This window comes from Campylobacter sp. CFSAN093249 (genome assembly GCF_011067895.1).
Taxonomy (GTDB): domain Bacteria; phylum Campylobacterota; class Campylobacteria; order Campylobacterales; family Campylobacteraceae; genus Campylobacter_D; species Campylobacter_D jejuni.
In genome coordinates this window covers 49,332-66,673 of the sequence record NZ_JAAMWM010000006.1, presented here as the reverse complement: position 1 = coordinate 66,673, position 17,342 = coordinate 49,332, and the positions used below count along the sequence as shown (strand labels likewise).

20 protein-coding genes are annotated in these 17,342 nt (G+C 30.3%); 2 read left to right on the top strand and 18 right to left on the bottom strand.

Going from position 1 to position 17,342, the window contains the following annotated elements; genetic code table 11:
- Position 1 precedes the first annotated feature (1 nt).
- The 18 genes from FBF10_RS06985 to aspA all read right to left on the bottom strand — a co-directional run bounded on the left by FBF10_RS06985 (position 2) and on the right by aspA (position 15,405).
- Positions 2-523, bottom strand: a complete 522-nt coding sequence (locus tag FBF10_RS06985; RefSeq protein WP_002934628.1) for a F0F1 ATP synthase subunit delta — start codon at positions 521-523, stop codon at positions 2-4.
- A 2-nt stretch (positions 524-525) separates the two neighbouring features.
- Positions 526-1,038 (bottom strand): F0F1 ATP synthase subunit B, encoded by a 513-nt coding sequence (locus tag FBF10_RS06980; protein WP_136696025.1) that lies wholly within the window; start codon positions 1,036-1,038, stop codon positions 526-528.
- Between the two features lie 10 nt (positions 1,039-1,048).
- A complete protein-coding gene (locus FBF10_RS06975) occupies positions 1,049-1,474 on the bottom strand; it encodes a FoF1 ATP synthase subunit B' (RefSeq protein WP_002859779.1) in 426 nt (141 codons plus the stop codon).
- Positions 1,475-1,534: 60 nt separating this feature from the next.
- A complete protein-coding gene (locus FBF10_RS06970) occupies positions 1,535-2,371 on the bottom strand; it encodes a ParB/RepB/Spo0J family partition protein (protein WP_002859778.1) in 837 nt (278 codons plus the stop codon).
- A gap of 5 nt (positions 2,372-2,376) precedes the next feature.
- Entirely contained in the window at positions 2,377-3,162 is a 786-nt protein-coding gene (locus FBF10_RS06965; RefSeq protein WP_002851697.1) for an AAA family ATPase, read from the bottom strand.
- A complete protein-coding gene (locus FBF10_RS06960) occupies positions 3,159-3,812 on the bottom strand; it encodes a biotin--[acetyl-CoA-carboxylase] ligase (RefSeq protein WP_002859776.1) in 654 nt (217 codons plus the stop codon). The genes FBF10_RS06965 and FBF10_RS06960 overlap by 4 nt, the downstream gene beginning before the upstream one ends.
- Complete coding sequence (gene fmt, locus FBF10_RS06955) at positions 3,775-4,692, bottom strand: methionyl-tRNA formyltransferase (protein ID WP_002859775.1); 918 nt, start codon at positions 4,690-4,692, stop codon at positions 3,775-3,777. Before fmt ends, FBF10_RS06960 begins: the two co-directional genes overlap by 38 nt.
- Before the next feature lie 73 nt (positions 4,693-4,765).
- Entirely contained in the window at positions 4,766-5,521 is a 756-nt protein-coding gene (gene proB, locus FBF10_RS06950; RefSeq protein ID WP_020246820.1) for a glutamate 5-kinase, read from the bottom strand.
- 122 nt (positions 5,522-5,643) lie between these two features.
- Positions 5,644-6,681 carry a GTPase ObgE gene (gene obgE, locus FBF10_RS06945; protein WP_002934627.1) on the bottom strand — a complete coding sequence of 346 codons (1,038 nt, stop codon included), beginning with the start codon at positions 6,679-6,681 and terminating at the stop codon, positions 5,644-5,646.
- Positions 6,682-6,787: 106 nt separating this feature from the next.
- Positions 6,788-7,042, bottom strand: coding sequence for a 50S ribosomal protein L27 (rpmA, locus tag FBF10_RS06940; protein WP_002800974.1), 255 nt, complete (start codon positions 7,040-7,042; stop codon positions 6,788-6,790).
- Between the two features lie 10 nt (positions 7,043-7,052).
- Complete coding sequence (gene rplU, locus FBF10_RS06935) at positions 7,053-7,361, bottom strand: 50S ribosomal protein L21 (RefSeq protein WP_002778820.1); 309 nt, start codon at positions 7,359-7,361, stop codon at positions 7,053-7,055.
- A 158-nt stretch (positions 7,362-7,519) separates the two neighbouring features.
- Positions 7,520-8,722, bottom strand: coding sequence for a CsgG/HfaB family protein (locus FBF10_RS06930; protein WP_004308242.1), 1,203 nt, complete (start codon positions 8,720-8,722; stop codon positions 7,520-7,522).
- A gap of 9 nt (positions 8,723-8,731) precedes the next feature.
- Complete coding sequence (locus FBF10_RS06925) at positions 8,732-10,069, bottom strand: DUF6844 domain-containing protein (protein WP_020246819.1); 1,338 nt, start codon at positions 10,067-10,069, stop codon at positions 8,732-8,734.
- An 82-nt stretch (positions 10,070-10,151) separates the two neighbouring features.
- On the bottom strand, positions 10,152-10,775 hold the full coding sequence (gene lpoB / locus FBF10_RS06920) for a penicillin-binding protein activator LpoB (RefSeq protein ID WP_004308247.1): 624 nt from the start codon (positions 10,773-10,775) through the stop codon (positions 10,152-10,154).
- Positions 10,776-10,798: 23 nt separating this feature from the next.
- Positions 10,799-11,167, bottom strand: coding sequence for a YcfL family protein (locus FBF10_RS06915; protein WP_004308248.1), 369 nt, complete (start codon positions 11,165-11,167; stop codon positions 10,799-10,801).
- 9 nt (positions 11,168-11,176) lie between these two features.
- On the bottom strand, positions 11,177-12,538 hold the full coding sequence (locus FBF10_RS06910) for a COG3014 family protein (RefSeq protein ID WP_020246818.1): 1,362 nt from the start codon (positions 12,536-12,538) through the stop codon (positions 11,177-11,179).
- Between the two features lie 107 nt (positions 12,539-12,645).
- Entirely contained in the window at positions 12,646-13,983 is a 1,338-nt protein-coding gene (locus FBF10_RS06905; RefSeq protein ID WP_002892575.1) for an anaerobic C4-dicarboxylate transporter, read from the bottom strand.
- Positions 13,984-13,998: 15 nt separating this feature from the next.
- A complete protein-coding gene (aspA, locus tag FBF10_RS06900; RefSeq protein WP_002851742.1) occupies positions 13,999-15,405 on the bottom strand; it encodes an aspartate ammonia-lyase in 1,407 nt (468 codons plus the stop codon).
- 270 nt (positions 15,406-15,675) lie between these two features.
- Here aspA and ung point away from each other — a divergent pair, with 270 nt between their 5' ends.
- Positions 15,676-16,371 (top strand): uracil-DNA glycosylase, encoded by a 696-nt coding sequence (gene ung, locus FBF10_RS06895; protein WP_002851931.1) that lies wholly within the window; start codon positions 15,676-15,678, stop codon positions 16,369-16,371.
- A 119-nt stretch (positions 16,372-16,490) separates the two neighbouring features.
- Positions 16,491-17,186, top strand: coding sequence for an aspartate/glutamate racemase family protein (locus FBF10_RS06890; RefSeq protein ID WP_002851706.1), 696 nt, complete (start codon positions 16,491-16,493; stop codon positions 17,184-17,186).
- Positions 17,187-17,342: the final 156 nt, after the last annotated feature.

Here is a 17,342-nt window from a genome sequence, read left to right as displayed (position 1 = left end):
CTTAGATAATTTTCAATATATATTCGTTTAGCTTATTTTGAAGAGCTTTCATAGAAAAAGAAAGTTCATAACCTAATTCTTCTAATTCTATTTTAACACTATCATCTTGACTGATTTTATTATTTAGTTTAATATTTGCATCAAATTTTTTGTTAAGTTTGACTTCAAGATCTTTAAGATTTTCTTGACTTAATTTTTCTTTAGAATATACAATACCAACAAAAATATTTTCTTTAAAAGCTTTTTGTCTTTCAAGTTCTTTAACTATTTGAGGAATGCATTCTAATCTTGAATTTTCAATCAAAAGTCTTAAAAAATTTTGAAAACTAGAATTTTTAATATCAAGAAAAGAATCAAGAAATTCCATTTTTCTTTCTTTTTTAATCTCATTAGATTCTATAATATTTTTAAATTTTGGCAAAACAAAAGCAGAATTTAAAATACACAAATTCTGATAAAAATCATTTATATCAGCTCTTGAAGCTATCGCTTTTGCATATCTTCTTGCAATTATATTTTCCATATTTAAGATACCTTCTTCATCATAAGTTCTATTATTTCACTCTGTTTTAATGTCATATTTGGATCAGAAAAAATTTCATTTAAAGTATTTGATACTAATTCTTTTTCCATTTTTCTAAATTCATAATCTTTTTGTTCCTCAAAATGTTTTTGAAGTAAATCTAACTCATCTTGAGTTTCTTTCTTAATATTTTTAACTAAGATTTCAGCTTCTTTTTTTGCTGTAATTAAAGCGGCAGCAGCACTTGCCTTAGCTTCTTCAAGTTTTTTCATCGTATCTAATTTCTTAGCTTTACTTTCTAAAAGTTTTTTTTGAATTTCATCAAGTTTAGAAGAAATTTTTACAATACGGTTTTTGTAAAAATTTTTAAATGGAGTTGCAACAAAATAATACAATATACCCACAAAAATTAGAAAATTAATAGTCCTTGGAATAATATCATATTCTCCACTATCGTTTGATGCACCAAAAGCATACAAAGGTAGCAAAAATATAATAAATAATAACTTACTCATTTCTCTCCTCTTAAATTTTCTTTATGTTATTTTGCAAAGCTTGCTTAAGCTCAGGTAAATGTATGTTTAAATGTTCTTGTAACTCTTTTTTTTGAATAGCTAAATCTGCATAAAAGCTGGCCATTTTTCTTTCTAATTCTTCTTTCTTGCTTCTAAGAATTTGCTCTGCCTCTTCTTTAGCAGCAGCTATAGCACTTTGTTTGATTTTTTGAATTTCTTCTCTAGTGTTAATATGAATAACTTCTAATTCATCATTCACACATAAAACTTCTTGAGAATTTTCTTTTACTTTATTCTCATCATTTTTTATAGAATCATTTCTTTCATCCATAAATTTTAAAAGCGGCTTATACAGCATACTATTTAAAATAACTATCATAGCCAAAAAAATAGCTATAGTAGCAAGCATTATGGAAGGATGCATATCTTCAAACATAATTCTCCTTGGTTAGAATTTTTGAAGGACTATTTTACCATAAAAAAGCTAAGATTTTGGTTAAAACTTTTCAAGCATTTTGATTAATTTTTTAATTTTATCAATATTTTCTAAATGAATTACAAAATCATTATTTTTATTTTTGCAGTCAAATCCAAAGCGATTTAGTATTTGTTTTAATTTTTTTATTTCATCTTCAAATTCTTGATTAGGTAAGCTTTCATTATTTTTTATTTTTTTAACTATTTTTTCAGTATCTCTAACATTAAGTTTTTGACCTATTATGCTATCAACCAACATTTTTTCATCTTTTTGATCTAAACCAACCAAAACTTTAGCATGACCCTGAGAAATTTTTCCAGAAGCAATCAACTCTTGAGTTCTAATATCTAAATTCAGAAGTCTTAAAGTATTTGTTATTTGAGTACGAGACTTATGAATAAGTTCTGCTAAATTCTCTTGAGTAATCTTATGAACTTGCATCAAATCCTTATAAGAATTAGCAAGTTCAATAGGGTTTAAATTCTCTCTTTGTATATTTTCAATAAGAGCCAATTCTCTAAGTTTATTCTCATCAATATCAGCAATAAAAGCTAGAATTTCTTTTTTTCCTAATGCTTTCACTGCTCTTAAGCGACGTTCCCCAGCAATTAAAATAAATTTATTATTTTTTTTAAATACAATAATAGGCTGAATAAGTCCAAATTCTTTGATAGAATTAGCAAGCTCATCTAAAGCTTCTTGATCAAAATTCTTTCTTGGCTGAAATGGATTGGGTGAAATTTGATCAATTTCTATCATAGTGCTTTGATTTTTATCAAAACCCAATTCTTTGCTATAAACAGTATCCATATCACTGATTAAACTACTTAAACCCCTATCTTTATTTAACCCCATTATAATTATCCTAATATAGAATACGCCAAATTTTGATAAGCAACAGAACCTGGCGATTTAATATCATAAAGAATTATAGGCTTTCCAAAACTTGGACTTTCTGCAAGTTTTACATTGCGAGGGATCACAATAAAGTCATCTTCGTTTCCATTAATAGTAAAAAGTTGTTTTTTAAAATTTTGTTTCAAATCATCTACAACATCTTTAGAAAGATTATTTTGAGAGCTATACATTGTCGGTAAAAATCCACGAACCCTGAGTTTAGAATTAATAGTTTTTTTGATAATTTTAATTGTATTTAAAACCATAGCTACACCCTCAAGCGCATAAAATTCACACTGTATAGGGATAATTACGCTATCACTTGCTGCAAAAGCATTTATAGTAATACTTCCAAGAGCAGGTGGAGAATCAATAATAATAAAATCATACTCATCAATTACTTCTTGAATTTGATTTTTAAGTAACATTTTTTTCTCATTATTTTCACCTTTAGCAAGCTCTTGTTCTATACCTACAAGACCTATATTTGAAGGAGCTAAATGAAGTTGTGGCAATTCTGTTTTTAAAATAATATCTGAAAGCTTTTTTCTTCCTATAAAAACATGGTAAATATTATACTCATAATTATTACGATTAAAACCAAGCCCTGTAGTCGCATTAGCTTGTGGATCAACATCAATCAAAAGTACTTTTTTTTCAGCCACAGCCAAAGAAGCGGCTAAATTTACTGCTGTTGTAGTCTTTCCTACTCCACCTTTTTGATTTGCTATTGTAATAATTTCGCTCATCTTAAACTATACACCCTTTTATCGCCTAGTAAAATTGAACCATCTTCGTACAAAAAAGAATTTTCAAGTGAAAAAACTTTACCTTCATGATGGACGCTAAATTTTCTTGATTTTTCAAATTCTAACATATACTTGCTAAAAATATTCTTCCATAAAATTTTTTTTTCTACTTTTTGCAAAAACTCACTCACTAAATCTTTAAGCGAAATTTCTATATCGCATAAAGCTGTATTTTGGGGTGCAAATTTAAGATTTAAACCCATACCGCCTATGATAAAATTTGAAATTTTAGCACTTATAACTCCTCCAGCTTTTTTATCATCTAAATATAGATCGTTAGGCCATTTAAGCCAAATTTTAGAACCTTTTTCTTGTAAAACTTCTTTAAGTAAATAAGCAAAATAAATACTCACAGAAGCTAAAGGTAAATCTTTTGGTAAATCTTCTTCTTTAATACAAAAAGAAAGATGTAAATTTCCTTTAGAGCTTTGCCAAGAATTTTCCCTACTTCCAACTCCATTTGTTTGTTCTAAAGCATAAATAGCAAAATTTTCATCAATCTTTCCATTGCGTATTTGCTCGCATAAAAAAAGATGAGTTGAGTCTATACTTTCAACACAAACTATCTTCACTTTTAAGCCTTTTTCCATTTAAATAAGTCCTGCCATCAAGAGCTTTTTTTCCACTTTCTTGAAGTTTTTTAATACGCAAAACTCCTTGTTTGCAAGCAAGCAAAAAACTTTCTTTTTCTAATTCTAAAATTTCACCCATCTTAGCATTTTGTTTTAATTCATCCACAAGTTCAAGTTCTAAGAATTTAAGTCCATTTTCCAAGAAAACTCCAGGCCAAGGGGTGAAAGCTAGATATTTTTGATAAAGTTCTCTTGCATTTTGCAAATTTATAAGCCCATCTTCTTTTTTGATTTTTCTACAAAGTGTTGCTAGACTTTCCTCTTGTTTTTTAGGGGTGATTTTATCGAAATTTAAAAGAGTAGAGAGGATGAGCTTAGCGGCCAAATTTGCTAAAAGTTCAAAAACTTCACTTGAATTTTTATCTTTTATATCACATTCTAAGCTTTCAAGTATAGCACCTGTGTCAAGCCCTTCTTCCATGAGCATGGTGCAAACTCCACTTTTTTCATCTTTGTTTAAAATCGCACTTTGGATCGGACTGGCACCACGGTATTTTGGAAGTAAAGAAGCATGCAAATTCACACAAGGCGCTAAATCCAAAATGGCTTTAGGTAAAATTTTTCCATAGGCAGCAACCACGATAAAATCAGGATTTAAATCCTTAATCTCTCTTATAATATTTTTATCTTTTAAAGAACTTGGAGTAAAAATAGGAATACTAGGATAATTTTGACTTAAAAAAGCCTTAGTATCACTTGGAGTTAAAATTTGCTTTCTACCTACGGCTTTATCAGGCTGAGTAAAAAGTGCTACGAGTTTAAAATTTTCATTTTCTACTAGTGCTTTTAAAATACAAGTTGCGTAAGATGGAGTGCCCATAAAAATAATTTTTTTCATTTTTTCGCTTTGTGTGAAATTAAAAGTTTTAATTATAGCTTATTTGATTTTAAAAGAGAATTTAATAAATTAATCACTCAAACAAAGTTCCACCTATTTGTTTATCTTCTAATAAAAATGTCTTTGCCACACTTAAATCAAAGCCACTTGCTAAAAACATTTTTTTATTGTGTTCAAGTAAAAATTTAGCTGCCTTAAGTTTGGTTACTATACCACCTGTTCCGTGCTCACTACCTGTTTTTATGGTTGCTTGTAGCCATTCTTCTTTAATATAAGTGATTTTTTCTAAACGCTTTGCATCACTAAATTCACTAGGATTTTTATCGTAAAATCCATCAATATCGCTTAAAATCACAAGCAAATCCGCATCAAAAAAATGCGTAGCATAAGCACTTAAACTATCATTATCACCAAAGACAATTTCTTCTATAGCTGTAGCGTCATTTTCATTGATAATAGGCAAAATTCCTAAATTTATCATCATATCGATAGCATTTTTTGCGTGTTTGGTAGCTTTTCTAGAGTCAAAATCCTTGCCTGTAAGTAAAATTTGTCCGCCTAGTTTGTTAAATTTGGCTAAAAGCTCGTTATAAACACTGATTAAAAAAGGTTGTCCAATAGCAGCTAAAACTTGTTTATTAATAAGGTTTTTTCTATCGATATCTAGTTTGGTGTGTCCTGCCGAAATAGCCGCCGAGGTTACTAAAATTACTTCATATTTTTCCATGAGTTTAGCTAAAAATGCGACTAAATTTTTAAGACGCTCAAAACTTAAAGTGTTTTCTTCGCTAATCACATGAGAACCCACTTTAACAACTATTCTTTTCATGCTTATTCCTTGAAAAATTTTTATAATTTTAGCCAAAATTTCATATAAACTAGTTATTTTTTGAAAAAATAGGGAGTGTTTGAAATTTTTAATATAAAACACTTCCTAGATTGTTAAAATTTTTATTTGTTATTTCTTAAAGTTTTAATTTCTTCTAAAAGCATGAATTTAAGTTCTTTAAGTCCTGTTTTTTCAAGGCTTGAGACTTTGATTAAAAAGCTTTGTGGATTATTTATTTCTTTGAGATAATTGTCTAACTCATTAATGTTTAAAGCAATTTGCTCAGCAAATTCCTCTCCTAAACGAACACTATCACTTTTTGAAATCATGATGCCAAATTTACGCCCAAAAAGTTCATTGGAAAATTTTTCAAGTTCTTTTCTTAGTACTATAAATTGTTCTTTTAAAGGCATTTGCCTCATAGGATCTAGCACGAAAAGTAAAAAGCTCGTTCTTTCTATGTGCTTTAAAAAGGCAAGTCCTAAGCCTTTACCCACACTTGCTCCTTCGATAATCCCTGGAATATCAGCCATAACAAAGGAATTATACTCATCTACATCTACGAGTCCAAGTTTTGGAGTAAGGGTGGTAAATTCATAATTTGCAATTTCAGGTTTTGCATTTGAAACAACGCTTATAAGAGTAGATTTTCCCACATTTGGAAAGCCCACAAGCCCTACATCGGCAATAAGTTTAAGTTCAAGTCTGACTAAGCGACTTTCTCCTTTTATACCAGGTTGTGCGTAATCGGGGCGTTGATTGGTGGCGTGTTTAAAATGGGTGTTGCCAAGTCCACCTTTTCCACCTTTTAAAAAAAGCTCTCTTTGTCCTTCTTTGGTAAGATCGAGTAAAATTTCATTAGTTTGTGCATCGATAACTTGCGTTCCTTCGGGCACTATAAGTTCTAAATTTTCACCCTTTTTGCCATTTTTATTGCGTCCCATTCCACCAGCACCATTTTGCGCGCGTAATTCTCTTTTGCCTTTGAAATTTACAAGAGTGTGGGTATTATTATCACATACGAAAATAATATCACCACCATTTCCACCATCTCCTCCATCAGGACCACCAAGTGGAACATGTTTTTCACGGCGAAAACTTACAGCACCTTTGCCACCATCGCCTGAAGCTAAAGTAATTTTAACACTATCAATAAACATTTAAATTGCCTTTGACTTTAAATTTATAAAGCTAAATTTGAGTAAATAAAAGAAGTTAAATTTATAAATTTAAAGTTTTCAAGACGCTAAAAAGCGTCCTAAAAACTTATGCAGGATATACAGAAACTTTTTTTCTATCTTTGTCTTTTCTTTCGAATTTTACAAAACCATCAATCAAAGCAAAGATAGTATGATCTTTTCCCATACCTACATTGTTACCTGCATGAGTTGCAGTTCCTCTTTGGCGGATGATGATATTTCCAGCTCTAACAAACTCGCCACCAAATTTTTTAACACCTAAACGACGACCTATGGAATCGCGGTTATTTTGAGTTGAACCTTGACCTTTCTTGTGTGCCATTCTTTACTCCTTAAGCTTTGATATCTTTTACTACAACGCGAGTAAATTGTCTTCTAAAACCGCGTTTGAGTTTAGAATCTTTTCTGCGTCTTTTTTTGTAAATCACAACTTTTTTATCTTTTCCGTGATTGATCACTTCCAAAACAACTTTTGCACCTGCTACGAAAGGCGCACCTACCTTTAATTCTTTATCATTGATAGCAAGAACTTCGCTTACTTCAATACTTGCTTTGCTTTCAGCTTCAAAGTGATCTAGTTTTAGCTCATCGCCAACACTTACTTTGTATTGCTTTCCGCTGTGTTTGATAATAGCATACATTGCTTTTCCTTATAAATTGGTAGTACCATAAAGCACCGCAATAACGGATTTAAAAGCTTTAGTGGTTTAATAAAATTTCGATTTTACAAAATTTTTCTTTAATTTTTGATGAATTTAAGAAAGGATTTAGAGTTTGAGAAAAATCAAACTCTAAAAATTTAAAAGCCTAGATTTACTCCGCCGCCTTCTTGGGTTTGATAATTTGCATCACGACCTATAGTGTAGCCATTTCCACTACCAGTATTACTTAAAGGTCTGCAAATATCGCCCACTTTTACACTACCTTCTGTGATTTTTGCATAAGAAAATTTAGGGCTTGTGCGAGTGATTTCAATACTTCCTGTTTTGCTTTCTACTCTTCCTGTATTTTCTTTTGTATAAGTATCTTTTATAACCTTCCCAAGAGCAAAACATTCATAAACATCACCTTGATTTAAGCTTTGAGAAAATATTACTTCATTGTTTTCAACACTTGCAACTTTCAAAGGATAAATTGCGTTTAAAATATCTCCTGCTATACGATTTGCAATTTGTTTGAGTGCGGTTTCATTGGCACTAAGACTATTGTCTTTAAGATTGACTTTCATGCTTAAAGTATTAGAAAATTTAATTTGTCTTGTAGCAAATAAAAGCACACGATAATCTACGATAACTTCAATTTCAGTTTTGCTTTTTCCTGTTAAATTGCTTGTTTTTTGTTTACCTTCAAGTCCTGAAATAGAAAACAATAAAATATAATCTGTTGCTAACACATTTTTAAGTTTATAAACCTCACCACTAGCTGCGTCGCCACTTTTAATTAAAGCTTTTTCCATTTCATAATAGCCACTAGAATCACGGTCCAAAACATTAAATTTACGACTTTGCAATAAATCAGAAATGATTTTTTGTTGCAAAGCTGAGCCTATGCCTCTTTTTGCAGCATCTGGAGTAGAATCAAAAACAGTAATACTTCTTCTATTATCTGCACTTAAACCTGGAGCTTGATACTTTTTTGTTGTTGTGGTTTTAAAAATCGTTACATTAGCTGCATATTTACCATTTGCATCTTGTTCAACACTATTGATTTCATAAGTATCAGCTCTACCTTTGGTGGCTTTTGAAATTTGCTCGCTGTAATTATCTTGTATGTTTGAACCTGAATTATCAGTTGAAACGCTAGTGTTAGATTTCTTAAGAGAATTGATGCTTACTCCGCTCATTTTTCCTATAGCCTCTATAATGGCATTGTTTATCGCATCTTCCCTAGTCAAGCCTGTGCCTTCACCTGTGCTTGATTTTGTTGAAGTTGTGGTTATAACTTTAGCATTAAGACTTAGGCTTAAAAATAAGCCTAAAAAAAGAATTTTAATTATTTTCATCTTTTACCTTTAAAAATCATCCATGCTATTTACAACATTAGAGCTTCTTTGTATGCTAGAAGATTTTTTAGCTTCATTTTTTGTTGTATTTGACTTTGAATTTAAAGCCTCATTTGTGTTGGCTAAATTTTCATAAGAATAAAATCTCACAGCTCCTACATGTTCAATACCATTTTCACTTGTATAGCTCCATTTTTTAAGAGTACGAATACCACAAATTTTACCGCTTGTGCTTGCTTTTATTTTACTATTTACTTTGTCAATAATATTTGTTATGTTTTGAGTTTGTTCTTGAGTGGAACTATCATTAACATTAATACTTTGTTTGATGATTTCCTCGTAAGTATCACCAGTTGTTCTTTCATCTTTAAGACTTAAATTTGTATTAATAAACTCTATAATAGCAGCATCAGCCATAGTAAGTGCTGTTTCTTTGGCTCTATCTTCTAAAATATTTGTTTTTTTAGCATTGCTAGGATCTGCTACATAACCCCAGTTTCCATAACTTAAAATAATAGGTGCACCATTTTCATCATAAACTAAGCGAATTCCATATTCATTTAAAAAGCCTTTTGTATCTTTTGGCAGATACTCACTTATTGCCTTGCCTTTACCCTTAATAGCACTCTGTCTTGCTAGTGCCATATCTTTTGCTAATTGGCGAGTTTTATTGGAAATAATAGCAATAACACCTACATCATACTCACCTCTTCTTTGTGTAACTATAGTTTGCACAGGAACAAGTCCACTCATAGAACCTATGGCATTTGTCATAGTTTTATTAAGAAATTCTTGCTTTAATAAAGTCTTTTTTCTGTCTTCGCTTAAAGAATTTGTATCTATACCTAAATCTTTTAATGCCTTATCAAGCTGAGCACCAGCTAATTGTGTAAGTTTATTTAAAATTTGATCAACCTTATCACCTTTTGGCAATTCATCAAATTCCTTAGCATTAGTAGAATTGTCTGCTTCATAATTTTGAATCTTGCTTGTAGCAATTCTTCCAAAAGCATCTCTTATAAATTCGCTTTGCAAATTTAACATTGCTTTTTGGTAAGCATTTTGTAAAGCTTGTGCAAATTGTGGATCAGTATCATTTACAGCAACAGTACTTTTTCCTGTATAAAAAGTTTTTCCATCTTTGGTTATACCATATTCTATACCGAAATTATCCGCAAATTCTTCAAAAAAATCTTCAATTGATTTTGGGGTAATATCCTTAGTACTTGCGTCAGACATTTCATTTTGAGTATTTATATCTTGTTGTGTAATTTCTACAGGCTGGGAACCTTGTGCATAAAGTAAACTTGCCATAACTAAAGAGCCGATAAATAATATTTTTTTCATTTCGTATCCTTTTAAAAATCATAAAAAAAGCCCAAGCCAAACACTTGAGCTAAAAAATTTTATTCATAAATTAATTTTTATTTTACCAAGTAACTGATTTACTAGAACCGGTTTTATCAATAGTTTGTTCATCTTCCCAATAAACTAAACCTGATGTTAAATCAGTAAGTCTTAACAAGAAAAAGTATTCTACTTGAGTTTTACCATTGCTAAGTTTTACATTATCTTGTCTAATTTTACCCGCAAGAGAAAAATCAGGCGATACCAATGTCCCTTTTTTTGCTATGGTTTTTTGATTAAACTCATCATTATCTCTTAATTCTCTTACATCTTCACTCATGCTATCAAGTGCTCCGCCTGCAGCAACTGCTGAAGTTAGAACAAATTTACCTGATTTTCTTAATGCAGAAGTGATTTTTGCGGTGAGTTTTTCAGTATCGATTCTTTGTGGGGTATCATTCACAACCCTACCAATAGCAATAACCTTTCTTGTACCTGGTTTAATATTTGCAAAAGCAGGATCACTTAACATACTATTTATCATAGTTTCAGCTGCACTTTCAAAATCTTGTCTATCAAGACCCAAGGTTAAAGCATCGCCTTTTTTTATCTGACTTGCCTTTCCATCTGTATAAGCTGTTTGCGCACAACCACTAAAAAGCAAAGCTCCAATAAGAGCTATTCCTAAAATTTTTGTTTTTTTCATGATTTATCCTTCCTAAAATGAGATTAATTTTTTGCTTTAATTTCTAATCTAAACTCCTTCGCTCTTATATCAGATGCAAGTTTACGAAGAATCACCTCTTGTCCTGCTGGAATTCTAAGGGCTTGATAGCCCTCATTTAAAACATCTCTTAGCACAAAACCATCTTTATCTAACCAATCCACTTTATAAATTACATCTTTAGCAAAAGTACTGCGTAAAATCACTTCAAATTCTAAATAACCATTGTTATTTATACGCTTTTGAAATTGTTTTACTAAACTTTTTGGTAAATTTGAACCTAAAATTACAGTATTTTGATTTGAATTTATTTGATAACTTGGTGCACAAGCACTAAGTAAAAACATTAAAATAAATAAAATATTTTTTTTCATCTTTTAGCCTTATTTTTCCATGATAGCAACACTTGCGGCTAAATACGGAGCAAAAGAACGCACTATCACAAGAACATTTTTATTTTTATCTAATGATTTTTGAAACAAAATATTGCCTTGTGGATCTTTGATTTCTAAATTTCCGTCGTTTTCTATTGTTGCTATAGCAATACTTTTTGGTAAACCTCTCCAAGAACGCACATCAGCTTTATTGGTTGCAGCAGTTGCTACTGCTGTTGCAAGACTTAGCCATCCACCTGTAGAGTCATTATTTGCAACAGCTACATTTAAAGTGGTTTTAATTATAGTTTGAGCTAAGGCTTTAGCAATCATTACAGGCATATTTATTTTAAATTCAGTAGCGACAATATTGTCTAAATCTACAAAATCATTTGTATTTTGACCATTTATATTTAAATTTGCAAAAGAAGCTTCCCTTTTTTTCAAGGTTTGTAAAGCAATACTTGTGCTAATAATTTTTTTATCCACTATAAAAGGTAAGGTTAAAACAAATTCATCCTTAACTACACCAAATCCATTTTCATAAACTACAAAAACATATTTTTTAGCTTTTTTGACTTTTATTTTTGTGGCATATTCTTTAAAAATTTTAGCCTCTTTTTTGATAGTTTTGTTTTTTGGATAAATAATAGCTACTTCTCTAAATAAATCTGCAGCTTTTCTATAATCTTTATCCATAAAGAAAAATATTGAAGCAAGATAAGTCGCATAAGGATTTATGAAATTTTTTGTTGTATCAAATTCTTTAAATAAGTTGTCATATTGCTCTTCTATAACTTTTGAATTTTCATTCATATTTTTATCATAATTTTTATCTTCTTTTGCCTTATCTAAATCAGCACGATTTTTTTCAATTTCTTTAGTAAAATATTCTTTTGCCTTATCTTGACGCATTAAAGCACGATTAAACTCAACTCTTGCATTTTCATAATCATCTTCTTCCATATAGTTTAGAGCTTTATATATATTAACCATAATTCTTTCATATAAAGAACCATCATAATCTACTATAGTATCATTAAGCAAGGTTGTACCAACAAATTTAGTTGCTTTAGAGCCTACATTTTCTAAATCCACATCATATTTATAAGATTCTTCCGCAGCATCAAAAAATACATTACTTTTGTTAAAATCACCACAATTTCTAGCAATCAAACCTGCATTTAATCCTGTATAAATGACATCATCATTTTTTTTAATTTTTTCTAAATTTTGATTGAAAAAATCATCACCACAATATTTTTGTGTTAAAGCATTTTCAAATGTTGTATTTTGTTTAACCTGATTAACACAAGCTGTTAAAAAAAGGCAAACAATACCTGAAAAAATCAACCCAACTTTTATCTTCATTAAATTCCTTTCTTAAAGAAAATTAAAAATGAATATTATAGCGTAGTATATACTTAAAAACTAATGAAAAAATTTTAACCCTAGGAGAGAAAAACCTAGGGTTTGATTTAAATAAGCATAGGAGCTAATACAAAGCCTAATGCTACAGCAATTGCAATAGCTAAAACTCCTGGTATAAAGAAAGAGTGATTAAATATAAATTTACCAATTCTAGTCGTTCCTGTATCATCCATTTGCACAGCACCAAGCAAGGTTGGATAAGTTGGAAGCACAAAAAGTGCCGAAACTGCTGCAAAACAAGCTACAAGCATATAAGAATCATGCGGATTTGCTGCTGAAATTCCTAAAGCGGTGATAATTACAGGTACAATGGCCTTTGCGGTTGCTGCTTGAGAATATAAAAGCATACTTGCAAAGAAAAATGCAACTGCTAACATAGCAGGGGTTTGTTTAACCCAGTCGCCTGCTACTTCTTTGATAGAAGCTTCGTGTCCTGCAACAAAAGTATTTCCAAGCCATGCTACACCAAAAACACAAACACAAGCAGTCATACCGCTTTTAAATACACTAGTGTCAAGAATTTTACCTGGTTCAACTTTACAAAGCCAAGTGATCAAAGTTGCTGCAGTAAGCAAAAAGCTCATAATAGCTGCATCTCTTGGAACCACAACAGGATCAATCCATTTAATATTACTTGAAATTGCGGTTGCATAAAGTACAACTGCCAAAACAGTGATCAAGAAAATTACCACTGAAAGTTTAGCACCTGGTTTATCTTCGCCATGCAAAACAGCTCCTGCATCCTTTACAAGTCCTGCTTTTAATCGTTCTTGATAAACACTATCCTTACTCAAATCCATAGGAGTGATTAAACTCACTATAAAAGCTGCAAGCATACAAGCTACAAAAGTTGTGCTAATCCAAATTCCAATTAAAGTTGGATAATTCCATCCAAGTGGCTCTAAAACGCCGCTCATATAAACCACAGCTGCACTTACAGGAGAAGCAGTGATTCCAATTTGCGAAGAAACAACCATTAATGAAAGTGGAACACTAGGTTTTATGTTTTGAGATTTTGCAACATCAACTACAACAGGCATTAAAGAAAATACTGCATTTCCTGTTCCTGCTAAAATTGTAAGCAACCACCCACAAGCTGGAGCTAAATAATTTATAAATTTAGGACTTGATCTTAAAATTTTTTCTGTCACCCTTACCATGTAATCAAGTCCACCTGCTTGTTGCATAGCAGAAATTGCTGCAATAGCTGCGGCAATAATTAAAATAACATCCCAAGGAATATTACCAGGTTTCATACCTAAAACAAGTCCTAGTATAACTACACCTAATCCTCCAGCATAACCTATAGCAATACCACCTAGGCGAATACCGATAAAAATCGCCCCAAGAAGGACGATTACTTGCAAAATTATCATTATATCCATATTAAATCCTAAGTGCTATTTTTTAGCTTCCATGTGAGGATTTAGCATATTTGATGGAGTTAAAATTTCATCAATTTGTTCTTTGCTTAAAAGCCCTCTTTCAAGCGCAATATCAGCCACTCTTTTTCCAGTGTTCATTGCCTCTTTAGCTATAGAAGCTGAATTTTCATAACCAATATAAGGATTTAAAGCTGTTACTATACCTACTGAATTATAGACAAAGTCTGAACAAATTTTTTCATTTGCGGTAATACCATCTATACATTTATCAGCTAAAGTATACATTGCTTTTTCTAGCATTACAACAGAATTAAATAAGCTATATGCTACAACTGGTTCAAAAACATTAAGTTGTAATTGTCCACCCTCACAAGCAAAAGTTACAGTTACATCTGCTCCAATAACAAAATAACAAACTTGATTAACTACTTCAGGAATAACAGGATTTACCTTACCTGGCATGATAGAACTACCTGGTTGCATTTTTGGAAGATTAATCTCATTAAGACCACATTTTGGACCACTACTTAAAAGTCTTAAGTCATTACATACTTTAGAAAGTTTTGTTGCAACACGTTTTAAAACACCTGAAATTTGTACATAAGCTCCCGTATCTTGAGTCGCCTCGATTAAATCCTCAGCCACAGTATATTCAAAACCTGTCACTTCTCTTATTTTTCTTTCTACAACCTTCGGATAATCAGGATGAGAATTAATTCCTGTTCCAATAGCAGTTCCACCCAAATTGATCTCTAAAATCAATTTTCTAGCTTCTAATACTCTTTGTATATCTTCACCTATCATTACGGCAAAAGTTTTAAATTCACGACCTAAAGTCATAGGTACAGCATCTTGCAGTTGGGTTCTACCCATTTTAAGAACATCTTTAAATTCTTCAGCTTTTCTCTCATAAGCTTTTTTTAGATGTTCCATAGCTTTTGCCAAATCACTTAAATAATCATGTAAGGCAAGGTGTAAAGCCGTAGGATAAGCATCATTAGTACTTTGGCTTAAATTAACATGATCATTTGGATGAAGATATTGGTATTCACCTTTTTTATGACCCATAAGTTCAAGTCCTATGTTCGCTATAACTTCATTAGCATTCATATTTGTACTTGTTCCAGCACCTCCTTGGATCATATCTACTACAAATTGATCATAATACCCGCCTTCTAAAATTTTATCGCACGCTTTAATAATCGCATCTTGGATATTTTTATCCAAAAGACCTAATTCATGATTTGCCATAGCTGCAGCTTTTTTTACTCTAGCCAAAGCTCTAACAAAGCGAGGAAAATCTTTTAATCTATCATGAGAAATATCAAAATTTTCAACAGCTCTAAAAGTTTGCACTCCATAATAAACCTCATCAGAGATTTCTAATTCCCCAATAAAATCATGTTCTTTTCTTGTTCCCATTTTGAACCTTTCATAAAAGTATTTTAATTTAAAATCAAAAATTTTTGATTTAAATCATAAAATAATGATATTGCATTTTTAGTTAATAATTGGTTAATAAGAAAACTACTTTCAAATACAATAAATTAAGTATTTTTATATCCTATTATGTCTTTATATTTAATTTTTATTAATATAAAAAATTTTATTTACTTCAAAAAAAATTAATATATTTTTGCAAGCTTTTTTGTTAGAATAAAATTTTTAATAATTTAAATAATTAGGGATAATATGGAAGAAATTACAATAAACATAGATAAGATTAAAATAAATGATGACTGGAAAGAATTTTTAAGAGACGAATTTCAAAAAAAATATTTTCTAGAAATCAAAAAACAATACCTAAATGCGATTAATCAAAATATAATTATTTATCCACCTGCGAATTTAATCTTTAATGCTTTTAATTTATGTCCTTTAAAAGAAATTAAAATTATTATCCTAGGACAAGATCCTTATCATCAACCAAATCAAGCAATGGGGCTTAGTTTTTCGGTTCCAAAAAATGTAAAAATCCCACCAAGTCTTAATAATATTTTTAAAGAATTGCAAAATGATTTAAACATCACTCCAGCAAAAAGCGGAGATTTAAGCTCTTGGGCAAAACAAGGAGTTTTGCTCTTAAATTCTATTCTTAGCGTTGAAGCAAATAAAGCAGCTAGCCATAGTTCGTGGGGTTGGCAAGAATTTAGTGATGCTATAATACATAAATTAAGTAATGAAAAATCAGGGCTTGTTTTTATGCTTTGGGGAAATTACGCAAAAAACAAGGAGATTTTGATTGATAATACTAAGCATTTGATTTTAAAAGCAGCTCACCCAAGCCCTTTAGCTAGAACAGGATTTTTAGGTTGTAAGCATTTTTCAAAGGCTAATGAATTTTTAAAAAAAGTTGGTAAAATTCCTATAGATTGGAAAATAGTTTAAAAAATTATTTTAAACTTTAATAAAAATATTAAAATATATTTATTTATTTAAAAATAAATCATATTTCTATGAAATATATTGTAATAAAACGACTCAAAAATTAATTCTTAAGGAGAAAAATGAAAACCATTGGTATTATAGGCGGAATGAGTTTTGAAAGCACTATTACTTATTATAAAACAATAAATCAAGCTATAAATGATAAATTAAAATCTTTAAATTCTGCAAAAATTTTACTTTACAGTGTTAATTTTGAAGAAATAGAAAATTTACAAAGCCAAGATAAATGGCAAGAAGCTGCACAAATTTTGACTCAATGTGCTAAAAAATTAGAACTTGCAGGGGCTAATTTTATAATAATTGCAACTAATACTATGCATAAGGTTTTTGATGAAATTCAACAAAATATAAATATCCCTATTTTACATATTGCAAAAAGTTCTGCTAAGGCTTTAAAACAAGAAAACATACAAAAAATTGGTTTATTGGGTACTAAATACACAATGACGCAGGATTTTTATAAAAAAATGCTGATTGAAGAAAATATTAGCGTTATTACTCCTAGTGATGAAGATATAAAAATCGTTAATGATATTATTTTTAATGAGCTTTGCAAAGGTGAAATCAAGCAAGATTCTAAAGAAAAATATTTAAATATTATAAAAAAACTACAAGAAAAAGGGGCAAAAGGAGTGCTTTTAGCTTGCACTGAAATTGGTTTATTAATATCCAAAAATGATACAAATATCAAAATTTTTGACACAAGCCTTATTCACGCCCTTGATGCTGCTAATGAAGCTTTAAAAGATTTATGATTAAAAGATGCCCAAAAATGGGCAAATTGCAATATTTTGAAAAGATTTATACTTATATCGGTTTAAATCTTATCTTGCTTTATAGTTTGCTATCTTTTTCTAATTGATTGATATTTAGCATTATAAATTTATAGCTCAGATAAATTACTAAAGGCC